The following is a 20,337-nucleotide window of genomic DNA, read 5'->3' on the forward strand; positions in this document are numbered from 1 at the left end:
GACCAGGAGGACGACGATGTCCGACGACAGCCTCGCGCAGCTGCTCGACACCCCGCTGCGACCGCTCCCTCCGGGGTGGACGGTGGCCGACCGCGTGGAGTCGCTGGCGAAGGCCCGTGCGCTCGAGCCCGACGACTACTGGGAATGGGTCGCGCGCCAGCAGCGGTGGACCCGGGAGTGGGACACCGTCCGGACGGGCGGCGTCTCCGATTTCCGGTATTTCGAGGGCGGTCTGATCAACGTCGCGGACAACTGCGTCGACCGCTGGGCCGAGGACCCCGCGACGGCCGACCGTGCCGCGATCGTGTGGGAGGGCGAGCCGGGCGAGGTCCGCACCGTCACCTACGCCGAGCTCGCCGACGAGGTCTCCCGGCTCGCGGCCGGGCTGCTCGACCTCGGCGTCGGGGAGGGCGACGTCGTCGCCGTCTACATGCCCAACCTCGTCGAGGCGTTCACGACCATCCACGCCTGCAACCGGATCGGCGCCGTCTACACGGTGCTGTTCTCGGGGTTCGGCGAGGAGGCGGTCGCGTCGCGGCTGCAGGCGGCGCGGGCGGCGGTGGTCGTCGTGGCGGACGCGTCGTACCGGCGGGGGCGCCGGGTGCAGTTGCTGTCGACGTTGCGCTCGGCCCTCGCGAGGTGCCCGAGCGTCCGGGCGACCGTGGTCGTCGACCGGACCGGCGACGGCGTCGCCCTGCGGGAGGGGGAGCGCTCCTACGCCGACGTGCTCGCCGCCGGCGCGGGCGGGACTCCCGCCGTCCCGTTGGACCCCAACGCCCCGTCGTTCCTGATCTTCACCTCCGGCACCGAGTCGCGGCCCAAGGGCGTGGTGCACTCGGTCGGCGGTTTCCTGCTCGGGTCCTGGGCCAACGCGCACTGGCAGGTCGGCCGCGAGGACGGCGACGTCTACTGGGTCGCCGCCGACGTCGGCTGGCTGACCTTCCCGATCCAGGCCGTCGTCGGGGGCCTGGCGTGCGGGATGACCGTCGCCTGCTTCGAGGGCGCGCTCGACACCCCGACCCCCGCGCGGTTCTACGAGATCTGCGAGCGGCACGCCGTCACCAAGATCCTGGCGGCGCCGACGCTGATCCGGATGCTGCGCAAGTTCGGCGACGACCTCGCCGCGGCCCACCCGCTGCCCGGGCTGAAGCTGATCACCGCGCAGGGCGAGCCGCTCGACGGCGACACCTTCGCCTGGGCCACCGACACCTTCGACGTGCCCGTGATCAACGCCTACGGCCAGACCGAGACCGGCTCGACCTGGACCTACCCCGTCTACGGCGTCGACCCGCTCAAGGCCGGCTCCGCCGGGACGCCGGTGCCCGGGCACACGTTCGCGATCGTCGACGACTCCGGTGAGCCCGTGCCCCCGGGCGTCAAGGGCAACCTCGTGCTGACCGGCCCGTTCCCGACGTTGTGCCGCACGGTGTGGGGCGACCACCAGCGCTACCTGGACACCTACTTCGCGAAGTTCCCGGGCAGCTACGCCACCAACGACGAGGCCGTCCTCGACCACGACGGGCACATCTGGGTGCTCGGCCGCGCCGACGACGTCATCAACGTCGCCGGGCACCGCATCTCGACGATGGAGATCGAGGCCGTCGTGACGTCGGACCCCGACGTCGTGGAGGCCGCCGTCGTCGGGGTGCCGGAGGAGACGAAGGGGACGGTGCCGATCGCGTTCGTGACGCTGCGTTCGTCCTCGGACGACGGGGTGGCCGACCGGATCCGCGCCCTCGTCGCCGGGGAGATGGGCGGGTACGCCCGGCCCGACCGCGTCTACGTCACCCCGGCCATGCCGAAGACCCGCACCGGCAAGACGATGCGCCGGCTGCTGCGCGACGTCGTCGTGCACGGCGGGCCGACCGGCGACACGTCGGCGATGGAGGACCCGGCGGCGCTGGAGGCGGTGACCGAGGTCGTGCGCGGGTAGCCCTACGCTCGTCCCTCATGGGTGAGCGCAGGACCAGGGTCGCGGTGGTGTTCGGTGGCCGCAGCTCCGAACACACCATCTCGTGCGTGTCGGCGGGCAGCGTGCTCGCCCACCTCGACCGCGACCGGTTCGACGTGGTGCCCGTCGGCATCACGCCGGACGGCGCCTGGGTGCTCGGCACCGACGACCCCGCCCGGCTGCGCATCGACGGCCGCACCCTGCCCGTCGTCGACGGGACCGGCGCCGCGCTCGCCCTGCCCGGCGACCCGACCCGCGGCGGCCTCGTCCGCCTCGACCGCGACCGGGCGGGCGAGGTGTTCTCCGGTGTCGACGTCGTCTTCCCCGTGCTCCACGGACCCTTCGGCGAGGACGGCACGATCCAGGGGCTGTTCGAGATGGCCGGGCTGCCCTACGTCGGGTCCGGCGTGCTCGCGAGCGCCGCGGGCATGGACAAGGAGTTCACCAAGAAGCTCCTGGCCGCCGAGGGGCTCGCGGTCGGGTCGCTGGTGGTGCTGCGGCCGGGCACGCAGTCGCTGACCGCGGCGCAGCAGGAACGCCTCGGGCTGCCGGTGTTCGTCAAGCCCGCGCGCGCCGGGTCGTCGGTCGGGATCACCCGCGTCACCTCCTGGGACCGGCTCGACGAGGCCGTCGCGGCCGCCCGCGTGCACGACCCCAAGGTGCTCGTCGAGGCCGCGATCGTCGGTCGTGAGGTCGAGTGCGGCGTCCTCGAGTACCCCGACGGCACCGTGCGGGCGAGCCTGCCCGCGGAGATCCGGCTCGTGTCCGGGTCGGCGGAGTTCTACGACTTCGACGCCAAGTACCTCGACGACGCGTGCGAGTTCGACATCCCCGCCAAGCTCGACGACGACGTCACCGAGCGGGTGCGCGACCAGGCGGTGGCCGCGTTCCGGGCGCTGGACTGCCAGGGCCTCGCGCGGGTGGACTTCTTCGTCGGCGACGACGGCGCGCCCGTCGTCAACGAGGTCAACACGATGCCGGGGTTCACCCCGATCTCGATGTACCCGCGGATGTGGGCCGAGACCGGTGTCGACTACCCGACCCTGCTCGCCACGCTCGTCGACACCGCGCTGGCCCGCGGCACCGGGCTGCGCTGAGCCGCGGCGGTCGCCGTCAGCGGACGGCGATCGGCGTGGCGGGCATCGTCGCGGTGATCGCGTCCGAGATCGCCTGCAGGGGACCGCTGCCGACCGTCGCGGGCGTCGTCACGGCGACGTAGGTCGGGCGGTCGACCGCCACCCAGCTGGACTGCACGGGATCGGGGACGTCGTCGGGGAGCTGCAGCCAGCTCACCCCGTCGACGACGACGAGCGCCGAGGTCGGCGTCAGCTCCGCGGGCCGGGGGAGCCCGCAGCGCAGGACGACGGGGCGCGACGGTGCCGCCCAGGCGCGCACCCCCGCCGGGGCGGGGTCGGCCAGCGGCCGTGTGGCCAGTTGGCCGTCGCCGCCGGGGAGGGTCGCGGGCAGCGCGGCGAGCAGGGCCGTGCACTGCGGGCCGCTCGCGTCGGGGGCGTCGACGGGAGCCGCGGCGAGCGGGGTGGTGTCCGTCGTGGGGGGTAGGGGCTTGCCGGCGTCCCGGTTGACGATCGCGAGGACGGCGACCGCGACGGCCAGCAGCACCGGCAGCGCCACGGCCACGACGACCGCGGGCGAGCGCGGTGTCCGGACGTCGGTCCCCGCCTGCCGCACGACGCTCAGCCCAGCTTGACGACCGGGCAGGTCAGCGTGCGGGTGATGCCGCTGACGCCCTGGACCTGGGCGACGACGAGCTGGCCGAGCTGGTCGACGTCCTCGGCCTCCGCGCGGACGATCACGTCGTACGGCCCCGTGACGTCCTCGGCCGACACCACCCCGGGGATGCCGGCGATGGCGCTCGCCACGGAGGCCGCCTTGCCGACCTCGGTCTGGACCAGGATGAAGGCCTGAACCACGGCGTGCTCCTCTCGGGTGCGCGCTGCCGGGCAGCGCAGCCGCGCCGCACGGGCGCGACGGGTCGTGTCGAGCTGGAAAGTCGGAAGTCAAACCGTACCGGAGGTAGCCGCAGTGCCCACATCGTCGGCCTCCCCGTCAGAGGGAACCGAGGCGATGAACACACTTCGCGACGTCGGCGAGTTCGGCCTGATACGGCGCGTGACCGCGGACCGGGTGCAGCCCGGTACCACGCTGCTCGGGCCGGGCGACGACGCCGCGGTGGTCGAGGCGCGGGACGGCCGGGTCGTCGCCTGCACAGACGTCCTGGTCGAGGGCGTGCACTTCCGGCTGGACTGGTCGGCGCCGGACCACGTGGGGCGCAAGGCCGCCGCGGCCAACCTGGCCGACGTGGCGGCGATGGGCGCGGTCCCGACGGCGCTGCTCGTCGGGCTCGCCTGTCCCCGCGACACACCGGTGGAGACGTTGGAGGGCATCGCGTCCGGGCTGTGGGCGGAGGCGTCGTCGGCGGGCGCGGGGGTCGTCGGCGGGGACGTGGCCGCCGGGCCCGCGATCGTGCTGTCGGTGACGGCGTTGGGCTCGCTGGAGGGCCGTCCGCCGGTGACGCGGGCGGGCGCGAAGCCGGGCGACGTCGTCGCGCTGTGCGGGCGGATCGGCTGGGCGGCGGCGGGGCTCGACGTGCTGCACCGCGGGTTCCGGTCGCCGGTCGCGGTCGTCGGGGCGCACCGGGTTCCGGAGCCGCCCTACGCCGCCGGACCGCAGGCGGCGCGGGCGGGCGCGACGTCGATGATCGACGTGTCCGACGGGCTGCTCGCCGATCTCGGGCACCTCGCCGCCGCGTCCGGCGTGACCGTCGACGTGTCCACGTCGGCGCTGGTCGTCCCGCCGCGGCTCGTCGAGGTCGCGTCCGCGCTGGGTGTGGACCCGCTCGAATGGCTGCTGACCGGCGGTGAGGACCACGCGCTCGCGGCGACCTTCCCGCCCGGTGCCGTCCCCGAGGGCTGGACGGTGATCGGCGGGGTGACCGAGGGGGACGCCGCGGTCCTCGTCGACGGCGCCCCGCACGAGGGCGCCGCCGGCTGGGACCACTTCGCCGGGTGACCTCGTGGGTGGCGTTCCACCGGCCGGGGGCGCCACTCACACGGGGTCGCAGCCCCGGATCGACGCGTCGACCAGCTGCACCGGGTGCAGCACCGGGATGCCGGCGTCGAGGAAGCGGCGGATCTGCAGCAGGCAGCCCGCGTTCGCCGTCACGACGACGTCCGGTGCGACGGCCTCCAGGTTCGCCGCCTTGCGCTGCCCCAGCTCCTCGGCCGTCACGGGCTGCACGAGGTTGTAGATGCCCGCCGATCCGCAGCACAGCTCGGCCTCGGCGACGTCCTGCAGCTGCAGGCCGGGGATGGCGCGCAGCACCGCGCGGGGCTGCTCGCGGACGCGCTGGGCGTTGGCGAGGTGGCAGGCGTCGTGGTAGGCGACGCGCGCCGCGACGGGGTGTCGCGGGGCCTGCGGGGGGAGCTCGGCCAGCAGCTCGGTGACGTCGCGGACCGTGGCGCTGAACGCGGCCGCGCGCTCGGCCCAGGCGGGATCGTCGGCGAGCAGCGCGCCGTACTCCTTGAGCGTCGACCCGCACCCGGCGACGTTGGCGACGACGACGTCGAGCCGGTACCGCTCGAACATCTCGATCGTCGCCCGTGCCCGGGCCAGGCCCTCGTCCTCGCGCCCGGCGTGCACGGACAGGGCGCCGCAGCACTGCACGTCGCGGGGGACGAGCACGTCGCAGCCCTCGGCGGCGAGCACGCGCACGGTGGCGGCGTTGACGTCGCCGAAGAAGACCCGCTGCGCGCAGCCGGCCAGCAGCCCGACGCGCAACCGCGCCGCGCCCGGCGGCCGCGTCCGTTCCGGGGTCCGGGCCAGCAACGCGCGCACGGTGACCGGCGGCAGCAGCGACTCCAGCGCGCGCAGCCGCGCGGGCAGCCGGTCGAGCAGCCCGAGCCGGCGCACGAGCGCGCGCAGCCCCGACCGTTGGTAGACCAGACCGCCGAGCGCGGCCACCCGCAGCCGGTTCGGGTACGGGAACAGCGCGAAGACGAGCCCGCGGAACAGCCGGTCGGCCCGGCTGCGCGCGACGTTGCGCTCGACCTGCGGGCGGACCGACTCGATCAGCCGGTCGTACTGCACACCCGACGGGCACGCCGTCACGCACGCGAGGCAGCCGAGGCACGAGTCGATGTGCTCGCCGAAGGCCTCGTCGACCCCGATCGTGCCCTGCGCGGCCAGGTCCATGAGGTAGATGCGCCCGCGTGGGGACTCCGTCTCGGTGCCCGTCACGGCGTAGGTCGGGCAGGTCGGCAGGCAGAAGCCGCAGTGCACGCAGTCGTCGAGGACCTCGCGCTGCGGCGGGCGGCGGGCGTCGAACGACGTGCTCACGCGGGGACTCCTTCGGTGGCGGGGACGTCACGGACGGGGGCGAGCCAGGGGGAGAGGCGACCTGCGCCGAACCGGCCGGTCGGGTCGAACCGCTGCTTGACCGCCCGCAGCAGGGCCACCGCGGCCGGCGGCGGCCCCCACAGCGGGGCGTCGGGGTCGAGCCCGTCGTGGCGCAACACCGTGACCGCGGGTCCGGCCGCGGCGTGCGCGGCGGCGAGGACGGCGGCGTGGTCGCCCCCGGTGAGCGCGACGGTGTGCACACCGGTGCCGACGCCGCTGCTGACGGCCAGGTCGGCCCCGGCCCGCGCGGCCGCGGCGGCCAGCGTGGCGACGAATCCCGGCCCGTCCGAGGGCAGCGTGCCGGCGCGCAGCACCGTCGTCCCGGGCGCCGCGGGGTCGGCGACGGCGTCGACGCCGGCCCACGCCGCGACCTGCGCGTCGTCGGACAGGATGGTGCCGCCGACCGCCTCGACGGCCCCGGCCCGTGCCAGGACCCCCTCCTCGGTGCCCTCGAGCCGCACCAGCAGCCCGGAGTCCGGCGTCCACTCCAGCGCGGCCGGCTCGATGCCGCGGCCCAGCAGGTCCGTGCCGGTGCGGGTGGCCTCCTCGGCCGGGCCCGGGACCGCGACGGTGACGACGTGCCGCGGCAGCGGGTGCAGCCGCAGCACGACCTCTGCGACGACGCCCAGCGTGCCGAGCGAGCCGTGGAACAGCTTGGCGAGGTCGTAGCCTGCGACGTTCTTGATGACGTGCCCGCCGGAGTGCGCGACGGTGCCGTCGGCGAGCACGACCGTCGCCCCGATGACGAGGTCGCGCAGCACCCCGAACTGCTGACGGGCGGGACCGCCGTCGGCCGTGGCGAGCAGCCCGCCGACGGTGGCGCCACGGCGGCCGCGGGCCGGGTCGAACGCGACGCGCTGCCCCGTCAGCTCGGCCTGGACCTGCGTCAACGGGGTGCCGGCGCGGACGGCGACGGTCATGTCGGCCGGGTTGTAGCGCAGCACGCCGGACAGCCCGGTGGTGTCGACGACGGCGTCCGCCGGGTCGGGCCTGCCTCCGGTGGTCGCGGCCGTGCCGGCGCCCTCGACGAGCAGCCGCGCGTGCGAGGCGGTGGTGTCGGCGAGGACGGCTCGCAGCTCGTCGACGTCGGACGGGGTGAACCGGGTCGTGGGCATCGGTCAGATCCGCTCGATGAGGCCCGCCGCCTCCAGCGGGTGCGGACGATGGGGGCCGGGACGCTCGCCGCACAGCCGAGGGGTGGGCAGCAGCTTGCCGGGGTTGCAGACGTCGTCGGGGTCGAAAGCCCTGCGCAGCAGCGTCATCGTCGCGAGGTCGGCGTCGTCGTACTGGCGCGGCATCGAGCACGCCTTGTCGGTGCCGATGCCGTGCTCGCCCGAGAGCGACCCGCCGAGGTCGACGCACAGCTCTGCGATCGACGACGACAGGTGCTCGGCGCGCTCGTGCTCGCCGCGCGCCTCGCTGTAGAGGACCAGCGGGTGCAGGTTGCCGTCCCCGGCGTGGAACACGTTCGCGACGCGCAGGCCCGCCTCGTCGGCCAGCTCACCGATCCGGGTGAGCGCCTCGGCGAGGCGCGTGCGCGGGACGACGCCGTCCTGGACGAAGTAGTTCGGGCTGATCCGGCCGACGGCCGCGAACGCCGCCTTGCGCCCCTTCCACACCGCGGCGCGCGCCTCGGGGGTCGGCGCGACGTGCACCTTCGTCGTGCCGTGCTCGTGGCAGAGCCGTTCGACCTCGGCGAACTGCGCGGTGACCTCGGCGGGCGGGCCGTCGAGCTCGACGATCAGCGCGGCCGCCGTGTCGCGCGAGTAGCCCGCCGACACCGCGGCCTCCACGGCCTCGATGGCCAGCGCGTCCATCATCTCCACCGCCGCCGGCACGATCCCGGCCGCGACGATCGCGGTGACGGTGTCGCCCGCCTGCTCGACCGACGGGAAGTCCGCGACGAGCGTCCGCACCGCCGCGGGCCTGGGCAGCAGCTTGACGGTGATCCGGGTGACGATCCCGAGCGTGCCCTCCGACCCGATGAACGCCCCGAGCAGGTCGTACCCGCCCTGGTGCGGCGCGGGCCCGCCGAGCGTCGTCACGGTCCCGTCGGGCAGCACGACCTCGATCTCGTGGATGTGGTGCACCGTGAACCCGTACTTGAGGCAGTGCGCCCCTCCCGAGTTCTCGGCGACGTTGCCGCCGATCGTGCACACCTGCTGGCTCGACGGGTCGGGGGCGAAGTAGAGCCCGTGCGCCGCAACGGCTCTGCTGATGTCGAGGTTCGTCACGCCCGGTTCGACGACGGCCCGCCGGTTCACCGGGTCCACCGAGACGACCGCGCGCAGCCGCTGCAGGGAGATCACCACACCGTCGGCCACCGGCAGCGCCCCGCCCGACAGGCCGGTGCCCGCGCCGCGCGCGACGAACGGCACCCCGTTGCGGGCGCAGACCCGGACCGCGGCGGCGACCTGGGCGGTGTCGCGCGGGAGCACGACGCACGCCGGGACCACCCGGTAGCCGGTCAGGCCGTCGCATTCGTAGGCGCGCAGCGAGACCGGGTCGGCGAGCACGGCGTCCGCGCCCAGTGCGGCGACCAGCTCCGCCTGCAGTGCCACGCGGTCCATCGAGCCTCCTGCTCGTGCACAACTGAGATACAAGTTGTGTGCGACGGTAGCCGGACGGTCGTGCGGTGGACAAGACCCTGGTGACGAGGGGCCGTCGCGGCGACGCGCGAGGGCCGTGCGGGCACCTCGGGGCGCGCTCCCGCGTAACGGGGCCCGGTCAGTCGGCGGTCAGGAGCGTCGGGTCGGGGGAAAGGCCCAGTGCCATGACGGTGCCCGAGAGGTGCGCGCGGACGCCGTCGAGCAGCGCGTCGGCGTCGCCGTGCCCGACCGCGGCCGCGATGCGCTCGTGCTCGGTGACGATCGTCGCCGTCCGCCTCGGGTCGCGGACCGCGGACTCCCCGATCATCCGCAGCTGCCTGTCACGCAGCGACGAGTAGACGTCGGCCAGGATCGGGTTGCCCGCGGCCTCGACGATCACGGTGTGGAAGGCGCGGTCCGCGTCGAGGAACCCGCGCAGGTCGGCGCCCGCGGCGCGCTGCCGGTCGAGCTGGACGCCGAGGGCGGTGACGACCTCGGCGCGGGCGGTCGCGTCGCGTCGGCAGACCGCGCGGGCGGCGAAGTGCTCGATGACCAGCCGGGCCTCCATCACCGCCCGGACCTCCTCGGGCGAGACCGGGACGACCAGCGCCCCGCGCTGCGGGTAGAGCCGCAGCAGCCCCTCGGCCTCCAGCCGCAGGAAGGCCTCCCGGACCGGCGTGCGCGACATGCCCAGTGCGGCCGCGACCTCGCCCTCGCTGATCAGCTCGCCGCCGCGGAAGTCACCGGTGAGGATGCGGTCCTTGACGTACTCCAGCGCCCGCAGCTTGGCCCCGCCACGGCGCGGCGCGGGGTCGTTCGCTGCGGCGCCGACCGCCACCCGCACCACACTCCTGCCGCTGCTTCCCGGTGCCGCGGACCCTACCGCGCGCGCCGGCCGCCGCCCTCGCGCCGCGACCGGTACAGGTCGCGCAGCAGCAGGACCTCCGCGGCGTGGTGGATCGCCTCGCGGTTGATGTGCAGCACCAGCTCCGACATCGTGTGCTCGGCCCACATTCCCTCGGCCGGTCCGACGGGGCGCGCCAGCGCCGCGTCGTCGAGCCCGCCGACACCGGCCGACCAGCCCGCGTGGACGTCGTCGAGCTGTGCGAGCGCCTCGTCGGCGGTGCCGGCGTACGGGAAGTCGTCGTACCCGATCGGCGGGCCCCCGAAATGGCTCGCGACGCGCATCCCGAACACCCCGACGATGACGTGCGCCAGCCGCCAGCCGATCGTGGTGACGGGCGGCGGATCGGGCTCGGGGAACTCGAAGTCGACGGTCCACGGCCCCGAGCCGGGCTGGGGCGCCTGCGCCGCGGGGTCGCGCCGGCGGACGTTCCAGCAGTTCGGCGCGGGCTCCCACAGGTACTCGTCGTCGGTCAGCCCCGCCAGCCTGGGCCGCACCAGGTTCGTCCAGTGCCGGTCGAGCTGGGCGAGCAGCTGCGCGGCGAGGTCCGGTCTCGTGGCGGGCACCCGCCGACCGTAGGGCCCCACGCGCGCCCCCGCCCGCAGGAGCGCCGGTCCGTGCCCCCACCCGGGCGCAACCTCACCGCTCTCCTCGGCGCTTGGGGCGACGGTGGGGTTGCGCTCGGGCCGGGGTGCGCAACCTCGCTGCTGTCCCGGGCGCGCGGGGCGACCGTGGGGTTGCGCTCGGCGTCCGGGTGCGACGTCGGCGCCGGGTGCGCGGGGGTGACGTCAGCGGCGGGGCAGCGGGACCCCGCGGATGCTCGCGTCGAGCAGCTGGACGGGGTGCAGCAACGGGACCGCGCCGTCGAGGTGCTTGCCCATCTGCAGCAGGCAGCCCGGGTTCGCGGTGACGACGACGTCGGGCCGCACCGACCGCACGTTGGCGGCCTTGCGGGCACCCAGCTCGTCGGCGGCGTCCGGCATGACCATGTTGTAGATCCCCGCGGATCCGCAGCACAGCGCGGCCTCGGGGATGTCGACGACCTCGACGCCGGGGACGCTGCGCAGCACGTCGCGCGGCTGGACGCGGACGCCCTGGGCGTGCCCGAGGTGGCAGGCGTCGTGGTAGGCGACGCGCGCCTGGACGGGGTGCCGCGGGGCCCGGGGCTCGTCGGCGAGGAGCTCGGCGAGGACCTCGTGGACGTCGCGCACGGAGTCGGAGAACGTCCGCGCGCGCGAGGCCCACGCCGGGTCGTCGGCCAGCAGGTGCCCGTACTCCTTCATCGACGACCCGCACCCGGCGACGTTGGTGACCACGTGGTCGACCCCGGAGGCGAGCAGCCGCTCGAAGGTCTCGATGGTGCGGCGGGCGCGGGCCAGCGCGGCGGGCTCGCGCCCGGCGTGCAGCTCCAGCGCCCCGCAGCACTGCTGGTCGCGGGGGACGATGACGTCGGCACCCTCGGCGGCGAGGACGCGGACGGTGGCCTCGTTGACGCGGTGGAAGAACACGTCCTGCACGCAGCCCGACAGGAGGGCGACGCGGGCGCGGCGCTCGCCGACGGCCGGGGTGACCGCGGGCAGGGTGGCGAACGCGTCCTTCACCGTCACCGGCGGCAGCAGCGACTCCAGCGCCGCGAGGCGGGAGAACCGGGTGCCGCGCAACCGTTGCGTACCGCCGTCGACGAGCTTGCGGACGGCCGGGACGCGGGCGAGCCGCTGGTAGAGGGCACCCGGCAGGGCGGCGGCGCGCAGCCGGCGCTTGTAGGGGAAGAGCGCGAAGACGGCGTCGCGGAAGAGCTTGTCGTCGCGGTCCCGTGGGACGTTGCGCTCGACCTGCGGGCGCACCGACTCGAGCAGCCGGTCGTACTGGACCCCCGAGGGGCACGCGGTCACGCAGGCCATGCAGCCCAGGCAGCGGTCGATGTGCGTCGCGAACGAGCCCTCGAGCGCGATGTCGCCCTTCTCGGCGAGGTCCATCAGGTAGATGCGCCCGCGCGGGGAGTCCATCTCCTCGCCCCAGAGCTGGTAGGTCGGGCAGGTCGGCAGGCAGAACCCGCAGTGCACGCAGTCGTCGAGCAGCTCGCGCTGCGGCGGGCGCTGCTCGTCGAACGCGCTGGGGCCCGTGCGCGGCAGGTTGGTGTCGGCCGAACCGGCCGGGGTGGACGTCATCGGGAGTTCTCCAGTGGCCAGGGGGCGAAGCGGCCCGGACCGAGCCGGCCGTCGGGGTCGAAGGCACGTTTGACGTTGCGCAGCATCGCGATCGCCGACGGCGGCGGACCCCAGGCCGGGCCGCCGAAGCCGGCGGGCCGGTCGCGCAGCACCGACGTCCCACCGGCGGCGTGCACCGCGAGGTGTGCCGACTCGACGGCGTCGGCGTCGGCGGGCAGCGCGACCGTCGCGACGCCCGTCCCGAGCCCGACCGTGACGCCGGCGCCGGGGCCGTCGGCACCCGGGAGCGCGCCGACGATCCCGCCGATCCGCGACGGCCGTGCCCCGATCCGCAGGACCGCCTGGCCGGGACGGCCGCGGACGGTCGACGCGTGGGCCTCCCACTCGCCGGCGTCGGCCTCGGCGGCACCGGGCCCGAGCGTGTCGACGAGCCGCTCGACCCGGGCCGGCAGCGCCGCGGCGGTGCCCTCGATCCGGGCGAGCAGCCGGCCGTCGGAGGTCGCCGGGCCCGAGCCCACCGAGCACCACTCCAGCGCCGCGGGTTCCAGCGGTCGCGCGAGCACCCGCGCGGCGTGTGCGACGGCCTCGTCGAGCGGGCAGTCCAGCACGACGGTCGCCGACGCCGCGGGCACGGGGTGCAGCCGCAGCACGACCTCGGCGACGATCGCGAGCGTCCCGTACGACCCGTGCACGAGCTTGGCCAGGTCGTAGCCGCTCACGTTCTTGATGACGTGCCCGCCGGTGCGCGCCACGGTCCCGTCGGCCAGCACGATCGTCATGCCGATGACCAGGTCGCGCAGCGTGCCGTGGACCAGTGCGCCGGGCCCGGCGTCGGCCGTGGCGACGAGCCCGCCGACGGTCGCGCCGCGGGCCACGCGGGCGGCGTCGAACGAGACCTGCTGGCCGTGGCCCGCGAGCTCGGCGGCGAGGTCGCGCAGCGGGGTGCCGGCCTTCACGGCCACGGTCATGTCGCCGGGGTTGTGGACGACGATCCCGGAGAGCCCGCTGACGTCGACGACGGTGTCGACGTGCTGCAGGTCGCCCGCCCACGCGGCGGCCGTGCCCGCGCCCGCGACGGCCAGCGGCCCGGCGGAGTCGAGGACGGCGGCGCGCAGCGCGGCGAGATCGGTGGGGCGGACCGTGGTGGGGGTCGCGCGCGTCATCGGGGCAAGTCCTTCGAACGAGACGGTCGGAGCGAACGGGACGGTCAGAGACGGTCGATCAGGCCCGACTCCTCCAGGGGGTGCGGCCGGTACTTCCCGGGCCGTTCCCCGCACAGCCGCGGCGTCGGCAGGACCTTGCCGGGGTTGCAGATGCCGTCGGGGTCGAACGCGGCGCGCACGCGGCCCATCGTCGCCAGGTCCTCCTCGCCGAACATCCGCGGCATCGAGCACGCCTTGTCCGTACCGATGCCGTGCTCGCCCGACAGCGCCCCGCCGAGCTCGACGCACAGCTCCGCGATGGAGCCGGAGAGGTGCTCGGCGCGCTCGGTCTCGCCCGCGGCGGCGTTGTAGAGCACCAGCGGGTGCAGGTTGCCGTCGCCCGCGTGGAACACGTTGGCGACGCGCAGCCCGGCCTGCTCGCCCATGTCCGCGATCCGGGCCAGCACCTCGGTGAGCCGGGTCCGCGGGACGACGCCGTCCTGCACGAAGTAGTCGGGGGAGATGCGGCCGACCGCGGCGAACGCGGCCTTGCGCCCCCGCCAGATCGCGGCCCGCTCCTCGCCCGAGCCCGCGATGTGCAGCCGGGTGCAGCCGTGCCGGTCGCAGATCGCCTTGACCTGCTCGAACTGCACGTCGCACTCCTCGGCGGGCCCGTCGAGCTCGACGACGAGCGCCGCGGGCACGCCGACCGTGTAGCCGGCGTGCACGGCCTCCTCGGCGGCCTCGATCGCGAGCGTGTCCATCATCTCGACGGCGGCGGGCACGATCCCGGCGGCGACGATGTCGCTCACGACGTCGCCCGCCGCGGCGACGGACGGGAAGTCGGCGAGCAGCGTGCGGACCGTCTCGGGGACCCGCAGCAGCCGCACGGTGATCGACGTCGCGATGCCGAGCGTGCCCTCCGACCCGAGGAAGACCCCACGCAGGTCGGGACCCGCCTGCTCGGCGGAGTCGCCGCCGAGCGTCACGACCGAGCCGTCGGGGAGCACGACCTCCATCGCCAGCACGTGGTTGCTGGTGAACCCGTACTTGAGGCAGTGCGCGCCGCCGGAGTTCTCGGCGACGTTGCCGCCGATCGTGCACACCTGCTGGCTGGACGGGTCGGGGGCGTAGTAGAGGCCGTGCGCCGCGGCGGCCGCGGTGATCTCCAGGTTCGTCACGCCGGGCTCGACGACCGCGCGCCGGTCGACGGGATCGACGTCGAGTACCCGCTTGAGCCGCGACAGCGAGATGACGACGCCGTCGGCGACCGGCAGCGCACCGCCGGACAGCCCCGTCCCGGCCCCACGGGCGACGAACGGCACCCGGTGCTCGGCGCAGGCCCGCACGGCGGCGGCGACGGCCGCCGCGTCGCGGGGGAGCACCACGAGATCGGGGACGACGCGGTACCCGGTGAGCCCGTCGCACTCGTACGCGCGGCGCCCGACCGGGTCGTCGACGACGTTCTCCACGCCGACCGCCCGGGCCAGCGCGGCCCGCGCCGCATCGTCGAGCGCCATGGGGCCTCCTCGCGTCCGATCGCCGCCCGGCGGCCCCCGTCGGGACCGTCGGAACGCCACGGTAACGCCCGCCGCGACCACGTGCCGTCACCGCACGAGCGCGATCGCCCGCGCGGGGCCACACTGCTGAACCGGGCGTGCAGTGCCCGAACTCACACCAGGAAAGGGATCGCGAAACTTCCGCGTTGCGGAAGCGGGAATCCATTGTTAGACCCGTTGACGACGAGTTGTCGACGACGAACTGGACGTGGCGACAGAAGGGCGGACCCATGGCCGCAACACCGACCGCTCGCGACACCGGCCGGACGGCCGGGGCGCAGGACGCGGGCCTGCAGGTCGACCCCGCACTGGACAGGTTCGTGACCGAGGAGCTGTTGGCCGGTCTCGACGACATCACCCCGGCGCGGTTCTGGTCCGCGCTCGCCGAGCTCCAGGCCGACTTCGCGCCGCGCGTGCGTGAGGTGCTGGAGCGCCGCGACGCGCTGCAGGCCCGGATCGACGGCTGGCACGCCGAGCACCCGGGCCCGGTCACCGGCGCGACCAGGGACGCGTACGCGCGCTTCCTCACCGACATCGGCTACCTGGAACCGGAGGCGCAGCCTCGGCTCACGGTGACGAACGTCGACCCGGAGATCGCCGAGGTGGCGGGCGCCCAGCTCGTCGTGCCGGCGACGGTGCCGCGCTACGCGCTCAACGCCGCCAACGCCCGCTGGGGCTCGCTGTACGACGCGCTCTACGGGACCGACGTGCTGCCGCTGGACCACGAGCTCGCGCCCGGGTACGACGAGCGGCGCGGCGCCCAGGTCATCGCCGAGGCCGACCGCCTGCTCGACGAGCTGTTCCCGCTGGCCGACGGCTCGCACGCCGACGTCGACGCGTACACGGTCGCCGACGGCGCGCTCGTCCCCGCGCTGGCCGATCCGGCCGGGTTCGCCGGGCACCGCGGCGACGCGGCCGAGCCGACAGCAGTCCTGTTGCGCCGCAACGGGTTACACGTCGAGCTCCGGATCGACCGGGCACACCGCGTCGGGCGCGGTCATCACGCGGGCGTCGCCGACGTGGTGCTGGAGTCGGCGGTCACGACGATCGTCGACCTCGAGGACTCCGTCGCGACCGTCGACGGCGAGGACAAGGCGAGCGCCTACCGCACGTGGCTCGGCCTGATGACCGGGAACCTGGTCGCCAGCTTCGAGAAGGGCGGCCAGACCGTCACCCGGCGCGCCGAGCCCGACCGCGACCACACCGCGCCCGACGGTTCGACGGTCACCCTGCCGGGACGGTCGGTGATGCTGGTGCGCGTCGTCGGCCACCACATGACGACCGACGCCGTGCGCACCGCCGCCGGGGACCAGGTCGTCGAGGGGCTGCTCGACCTGCTCGTCGCGGCCACCGCGGCGCTGCACGACCTGCGCGGCCTCGGGCCGCACCGCAACTCCCGCACCGGCAGCGTCTACGTCGTGAAGCCGAAGCAGCACGGCTCGGCCGAGGTGGCCCTGACCGTCGAGATGTTCGCGGCGGTCGAGCGCGCGCTGGGGCTGCCCGAGCGGACGCTCAAGGTCGGCGTCATGGACGAGGAGAAGCGGACGTCGGTCAACCTGGAGGCCTGCATCGCCGCCGCCCAGGACCGGGTGATCTTCGTCAACACCGGCTTCCTCGACCGCACCGGCGACGAGATCCACACCTGCTTCGCGGGCGGCCCGGTGGTGCGCAAGGGCGACATGCGGTCGGCGACGTGGTTCGGCGCGTACGAGGACCGCAACGTCGACGTCGCGCTGCGGGCCGGGTTCGCCGACGTCGCCCAGATCGGCAAGGGCATGTGGGCCAAGCCCGCCGCGATGCGCGAGATGCTCGAGGCCAAGATCGAGCACCCGCGCGCGGGCGCCGACACCGCGTGGGTGCCCTCGCCCACCGCCGCGACCCTGCACGCGCTGCACTACCTGCGCGTCGACGTCGGCGAGCGGCAGCGCGAGATCGCGGCGCGTCCCCTGACCGACCGCGCGCTGCTGCTGGAGCCGCCGCTGCTCGGCCCGGGGTCGACGGGCCCGGGGTCGACGGGGCGGCCATCGGCCGACGACGTCCGTCACGAGCTGGAGACGAACGCCCAGTCGATCCTGGGTTACGTCGTGCGCTGGGTGGGGCTGGGCATCGGGTGCTCGACGGTGCCGGACCTGGAGGGCGTCGGGCTCATGGAGGACCGCGCCACGCTGCGGATCTCCAGCCAGCTCATCGCCAACTGGCTCGCGCACGGCATCGTCGACGAGCAGACGGTCCGGGAGACGTTCGCCCGGCTCGCGGCCTTCGTCGACGAGCAGAACGCCCGCGAGCCCGGCTACCGGCCGATGAGCGACGACCTGGAGGCGAGCGAGTCGTTCCAGGCCGCGCTGGAGCTGGTGTTCACCGGTCGTGAGGAACCGAACGGCTACACCGAGCGGGTGCTCACCGCGTGGCGCCGCAAGGCCAAGGAGAACGCGGGCCGGCAGGCCTGATCCGGGCGGGGTCGCGGTGCCGCCGGCCGCGGTGCCGCCGCCCCGTCCGCGTTTCGGCCGGTAGGGTGGGCGGGGTCGGGCGGTATCCGGTCCGACAGCCCACCCGAACACCGACCCGACGGTGACCCGACCGCCGGGCCGGTACGGTCCGCACCCCGAGGCGGCCCGTGCCGTCCGCACGGCCCACCTGTGATCACGCCGATCGCACGGGCCGCGGGACGCCGCAAGGAGGTTCCTTGCTGCTCGCGCTCGTCGCCGCCCACCTCGTGTTGGCCTGCGCCCTGCCCGCGGTGGCCGCGCGCAGCACGCGCGCCGCGTTCGGCCTGGCCGCGGTCCTGCCCGCGGTGACGCTGGTGTGGGCCGCGGCGATGGCGCCGGCGGTGCTGGGCGGCGCGGCCGTCGAGGAGAACCTCGCGTGGGCGCCTGCCCTGCACCTGACGTTCGACGTCCGACTCGACGCACTCGCGCTGGTCATGATCGTGCTGGTCTCGGGGGTCGGCGCGGTCATCCTGGCCTACAGCGCGTTCTACTTCGGCCGGCGCAGCCCCGACGCGAGCCGGACCTCCGCGCTGCTGCTGTTCTTCGCGGGCGCGATGCTGGGCCTCGTCGTCGCCGACGACCTGCTGACGCTCTACGTCTTCTGGGAACTGACGTCGATCGCGTCGTTCCTGCTCGTCGGGCAGAGCGGGCTGCACCGGGCCAACCGCCGGGCCGCGGTCCAGGCGCTGCTGGTGACGGTGTTCGGCGGGCTGTCGATGCTCCTCGGGTTCGTGCTCGTCGGCGAGTCCGCGGGCACCTACCGGATCTCGGCGATCGTGGCCTCGCCGCCGACGGGCGGGGCCGTCACGGCGGGCATCGTGCTGATCCTGCTCGGCGTGCTGACCAAGTCGGCGCAGGCACCGTTCCACCCGTGGCTGCCCGCGGCGATGGCCGCCCCGACGCCCGTCAGCGGCTACCTGCACGCGGCGTCGATGGTCAAGGCCGGGGTCTTCCTCGTGGCGCGGCTCTCCCCGGCGTTCGCGAGCAGCGCCGAGTGGTGGCTGCCGCTCGTCGTCCTCGGGCTGGCGACGATGCTCATCGGCGGCTGGCGCGCACTCGGCGCGACGGATCTGAAACGGCTGCTGGCTTTCGGCACCGTCAGCCAGCTGGGCTTCCTGATGGTGCTGTTCGCCGTCGGCGGCAGGCTCGCCGCGGTCGCGGGGGCCGCGCTGCTGCTGGCCCACGGGCTGTTCAAAGCGACGCTGTTCCTGGTCGTGGGCACCGTCGACAAGGTCACGGGCACCCGCGAGATCGGTGCGCTGTCCGGGCTGGGCCGGGCGATGCCGGGGCTGGCGGCGGCGTCGGCGCTCGCGGCCGCGTCGATGGCGGGCATCCCGCCGCTGCTGGGGTTCGTCGCCAAGGAGGCCGCGTTCGAGGCGTTCCTGCTCGAGGGCGGCCTGCGCGGCGGGGTCGTCGAGGTGGGGCTCGTGGCCGGGTCGGTGCTGACCGTCGCCTACAGCGCGCGGTTCCTCTGGGGCGCGTTCGCGACGAAGCCGGGCGTCGACCCGGTGACGCCCGCACCCGCGTCGCCGGGACTGACCGTGCCGCTGTGGATCACCTCCCTGGCCGGCCTGGTGCTCGGACTGGTGGCGCCGGTCGCCGCCGTCCTCGCCGAGGCCTACGGCGACACGCTGCCCGCGCGCACCGCCGAGGAGGCCGGCTACCACCTCGCGCTCTGGCACGGCTTCAACCTCGCGCTCGGGCTGTCCGCGGTCGCGCTCGCCGGCGGTCTGCTGCTGCACACCGGCCGCGACCGCGTCGCGGCACTCACCCGGCGGCTGCACCACCGCGTGTCGGCGCAGCGCGGCTACGAGCTCGTCGTGTCGGGCCTCGAACGCCTCGCGGTGCTCGTCACCGGCCGGCTGCAGGTCGGTTCGCTGCCGGTCTACCTCGCCACCGTGCTGCTCATGGTCATCGCACTCCCCGGCATCGGGCTCGTCCTCGGCTGGGCGTGGCCGGCCGACGTCCCGGTCGTGCACGAGTGGATCCAGATCCCGCTGGGGATCGTCGTCGTCGCCGCGGCGCTCGCGATGGTCCGGGCCCGGCGCCGGTTCACCGCCGTGCTCCTCGTCGGCGCCGTCGGGTACGGCATCGGCGGGCTGTTCATCGTCGACGGGGCGCCCGACCTCGCGCTCGCGCAGTTCCTCGTCGAGACGCTCGCCCTCGTCGCGTTCGTCTTCGTGCTGCGCAGGCTGCCCGCCCACTTCACCGAGCGCCGCCGGCCACGCCGCGCGATCCAGGTGCGGAAGGGCGTGCTCGCCGCGATCGCGGGGATCACCGTCGGCGTCTTCGGGATCGTGCTCTCCGGCGCCCGCACCGCACCCGCGACGGCCAGCGAGGAGTTCGTCCGGCTCGCGCCCGAGACGGGGGCCACCAACATCATCAGCGCGATCCTGGTCGACTTCCGCGCGCTCGACACCGTCGGGGAGATCACCGTGCTGCTGGTCGCGGCGTCGGGCACCGCGAGCCTCGTGCTCGCGACCCGCCACGACCGCAGACGTCGCGGCAAGGTCCGCGCGAGCGGGTCGGGCACCCCGGCCCACGAGAAGGAGGTGTCCGGATGAGTGCCGAGGACACCCGCGTCCCCTGGCCGCGGTGGGACTCGCCCACCGAGGACTGGATGCTGCCCGGCGACTGCCCGGTCACATCCGAGCGCACCCTGCTGCTCGAGCTCGCGGCCAGGATCCTCTTCCCGGCGGTCCTCGTCTTCTCGCTGTACCTGCTGCTCGTCGGCCACTACGGCCCCGGCGGCGGCTTCTCCGGCGGGCTCGTCGCCGGGCTGGCGTTCGTGCTGCGGCACATCGCGGGCGGCAGCAGCGAGGGGGCGGAGATCGGGGCGCGGATCCGGGTGCGGCCGCCGGTGGTCGTCGGGGTCGGGCTGTGCGTGGCCGTGGTGACGGCGCTGGTGCCGGCCGCGTTCGGGGCACCGGTGCTGTCGTCGACGAAGGTGTCCGTGCACGTCCCGCTGCTCGGGGAGTTCGAGATCGTCTCCAGCCTCGCCCTCGACGTCGGCGTCTACCTGCTGATCGTCGGCGTCGTGCTGGACCTGCTGCGGTCGCTGGGCAGCGGGATCGAGCGCGACGCCCTCGACGCCGAGTCGGAGGCCGCTTCGTGACCACCGTC

At 75.0% G+C, this 20,337-nt stretch carries 16 protein-coding genes; 6 read left to right on the forward strand and 10 right to left on the reverse strand.

The features are described from left to right. Positions 1-16 precede the first annotated feature (16 nt). Positions 17-1,933: an AMP-binding protein gene (locus PSD17_RS04200; protein ID WP_339121656.1), complete on the forward strand. Its 1,917-nt coding sequence runs from the start codon at positions 17-19 to the stop codon at positions 1,931-1,933. Between the two features lie 17 nt (positions 1,934-1,950). After that, a complete protein-coding gene (locus PSD17_RS04205; protein ID WP_013676852.1) occupies positions 1,951-3,048 on the forward strand; it encodes a D-alanine--D-alanine ligase family protein in 1,098 nt (365 codons plus the stop codon). 16 nt (positions 3,049-3,064) lie between these two features. On the opposite strand, the gene PSD17_RS04210 is transcribed toward PSD17_RS04205, so the two are convergent. Further along, the gene (locus tag PSD17_RS04210; RefSeq protein ID WP_339121659.1) at positions 3,065-3,640 is read right to left on the reverse strand and encodes a DUF3515 domain-containing protein; all 576 of its coding nucleotides are present in this window, start codon (positions 3,638-3,640) and stop codon (positions 3,065-3,067) included. A gap of 5 nt (positions 3,641-3,645) precedes the next feature. Continuing rightward, positions 3,646-3,882: an Lrp/AsnC family transcriptional regulator gene (locus PSD17_RS04215; RefSeq protein WP_103382962.1), complete on the reverse strand. Its 237-nt coding sequence runs from the start codon at positions 3,880-3,882 to the stop codon at positions 3,646-3,648. 154 nt (positions 3,883-4,036) lie between these two features. Between PSD17_RS04215 and PSD17_RS04220 the strand changes: the two genes are divergently transcribed. Further along, positions 4,037-4,981, forward strand: coding sequence for a thiamine-phosphate kinase (locus PSD17_RS04220; RefSeq protein WP_339121662.1), 945 nt, complete (start codon positions 4,037-4,039; stop codon positions 4,979-4,981). Between the two features lie 36 nt (positions 4,982-5,017). Here the strand turns inward: PSD17_RS04220 and PSD17_RS04225 are convergent, their stop codons facing one another. The 8 genes from PSD17_RS04225 to PSD17_RS04260 all read right to left on the reverse strand — a co-directional run bounded on the left by PSD17_RS04225 (position 5,018) and on the right by PSD17_RS04260 (position 14,689). Beyond that, positions 5,018-6,307 (reverse strand): (Fe-S)-binding protein, encoded by a 1,290-nt coding sequence (locus PSD17_RS04225; protein WP_339121664.1) that lies wholly within the window; start codon positions 6,305-6,307, stop codon positions 5,018-5,020. Continuing rightward, on the reverse strand, positions 6,304-7,482 hold the full coding sequence (locus PSD17_RS04230) for an FAD-binding oxidoreductase (RefSeq protein ID WP_339121666.1): 1,179 nt from the start codon (positions 7,480-7,482) through the stop codon (positions 6,304-6,306). The genes PSD17_RS04225 and PSD17_RS04230 overlap by 4 nt, the downstream gene beginning before the upstream one ends. A gap of 3 nt (positions 7,483-7,485) precedes the next feature. Then, positions 7,486-8,937 carry an FAD-binding oxidoreductase gene (locus PSD17_RS04235; protein WP_339121667.1) on the reverse strand — a complete coding sequence of 484 codons (1,452 nt, stop codon included), beginning with the start codon at positions 8,935-8,937 and terminating at the stop codon, positions 7,486-7,488. Positions 8,938-9,094: 157 nt separating this feature from the next. After that, complete coding sequence (locus tag PSD17_RS04240) at positions 9,095-9,799, reverse strand: GntR family transcriptional regulator (RefSeq protein ID WP_233899137.1); 705 nt, start codon at positions 9,797-9,799, stop codon at positions 9,095-9,097. A 35-nt stretch (positions 9,800-9,834) separates the two neighbouring features. Beyond that, entirely contained in the window at positions 9,835-10,425 is a 591-nt protein-coding gene (locus tag PSD17_RS04245; RefSeq protein WP_339121670.1) for a DinB family protein, read from the reverse strand. A gap of 222 nt (positions 10,426-10,647) precedes the next feature. Further along, a complete protein-coding gene (locus tag PSD17_RS04250; protein WP_013676843.1) occupies positions 10,648-12,027 on the reverse strand; it encodes a (Fe-S)-binding protein in 1,380 nt (459 codons plus the stop codon). Beyond that, positions 12,024-13,190: an FAD-binding oxidoreductase gene (locus PSD17_RS04255; RefSeq protein WP_339121673.1), complete on the reverse strand. Its 1,167-nt coding sequence runs from the start codon at positions 13,188-13,190 to the stop codon at positions 12,024-12,026. The genes PSD17_RS04250 and PSD17_RS04255 overlap by 4 nt, the downstream gene beginning before the upstream one ends. A gap of 44 nt (positions 13,191-13,234) precedes the next feature. Beyond that, entirely contained in the window at positions 13,235-14,689 is a 1,455-nt protein-coding gene (locus tag PSD17_RS04260) for an FAD-linked oxidase C-terminal domain-containing protein (RefSeq protein ID WP_339121675.1), read from the reverse strand. Positions 14,690-14,958: 269 nt separating this feature from the next. On the opposite strand from PSD17_RS04260, the gene PSD17_RS04265 reads away from it, so the two are divergent. The 3 genes from PSD17_RS04265 (at position 14,959) to PSD17_RS04275 (ending at position 20,329) form a co-directional block, all read left to right on the forward strand. Next, positions 14,959-17,175 (forward strand): malate synthase G, encoded by a 2,217-nt coding sequence (locus PSD17_RS04265; protein WP_339121677.1) that lies wholly within the window; start codon positions 14,959-14,961, stop codon positions 17,173-17,175. A 236-nt stretch (positions 17,176-17,411) separates the two neighbouring features. After that, complete coding sequence (gene mbhE, locus PSD17_RS04270) at positions 17,412-19,778, forward strand: hydrogen gas-evolving membrane-bound hydrogenase subunit E (RefSeq protein ID WP_234027981.1); 2,367 nt, start codon at positions 17,412-17,414, stop codon at positions 19,776-19,778. Continuing rightward, positions 19,775-20,329 (forward strand): MnhB domain-containing protein, encoded by a 555-nt coding sequence (locus PSD17_RS04275; RefSeq protein ID WP_041759984.1) that lies wholly within the window; start codon positions 19,775-19,777, stop codon positions 20,327-20,329. Before mbhE ends, PSD17_RS04275 begins: the two co-directional genes overlap by 4 nt. Positions 20,330-20,337 lie beyond the last annotated feature (8 nt).

This window comes from Pseudonocardia sp. D17 (assembly GCF_036984265.1).
In the GTDB taxonomy this organism is placed as follows: Bacteria; Actinomycetota; Actinomycetes; order Mycobacteriales; family Pseudonocardiaceae; genus Pseudonocardia; species Pseudonocardia benzenivorans.

What these genes read in the sequence shown, in the direction of transcription:
- PSD17_RS04200 (WP_339121656.1), top strand. Translation starts at nt 17, where the DNA reads ATGTCCGACGACAGCCTCGCGCAGCTGCTCGACACCCCGCTGCGACCG.
- PSD17_RS04205 (WP_013676852.1), top strand. Translation starts at nt 1,951, where the DNA reads ATGGGTGAGCGCAGGACCAGGGTCGCGGTGGTGTTCGGTGGCCGCAGC.
- PSD17_RS04220 (WP_339121662.1), top strand. Translation starts at nt 4,037, where the DNA reads ATGAACACACTTCGCGACGTCGGCGAGTTCGGCCTGATACGGCGCGTG.
- PSD17_RS04230 (WP_339121666.1), bottom strand. Translation starts at nt 7,482, where the DNA reads ATGCCCACGACCCGGTTCACCCCGTCCGACGTCGACGAGCTGCGAGCC.
- PSD17_RS04235 (WP_339121667.1), bottom strand. Translation starts at nt 8,937, where the DNA reads ATGGACCGCGTGGCACTGCAGGCGGAGCTGGTCGCCGCACTGGGCGCG.
- PSD17_RS04250 (WP_013676843.1), bottom strand. Translation starts at nt 12,027, where the DNA reads ATGACGTCCACCCCGGCCGGTTCGGCCGACACCAACCTGCCGCGCACG.
- PSD17_RS04255 (WP_339121673.1), bottom strand. Translation starts at nt 13,190, where the DNA reads ATGACGCGCGCGACCCCCACCACGGTCCGCCCCACCGATCTCGCCGCG.
- PSD17_RS04260 (WP_339121675.1), bottom strand. Translation starts at nt 14,689, where the DNA reads ATGGCGCTCGACGATGCGGCGCGGGCCGCGCTGGCCCGGGCGGTCGGC.
- PSD17_RS04265 (WP_339121677.1), top strand. Translation starts at nt 14,959, where the DNA reads ATGGCCGCAACACCGACCGCTCGCGACACCGGCCGGACGGCCGGGGCG.
- PSD17_RS04275 (WP_041759984.1), top strand. Translation starts at nt 19,775, where the DNA reads ATGAGTGCCGAGGACACCCGCGTCCCCTGGCCGCGGTGGGACTCGCCC.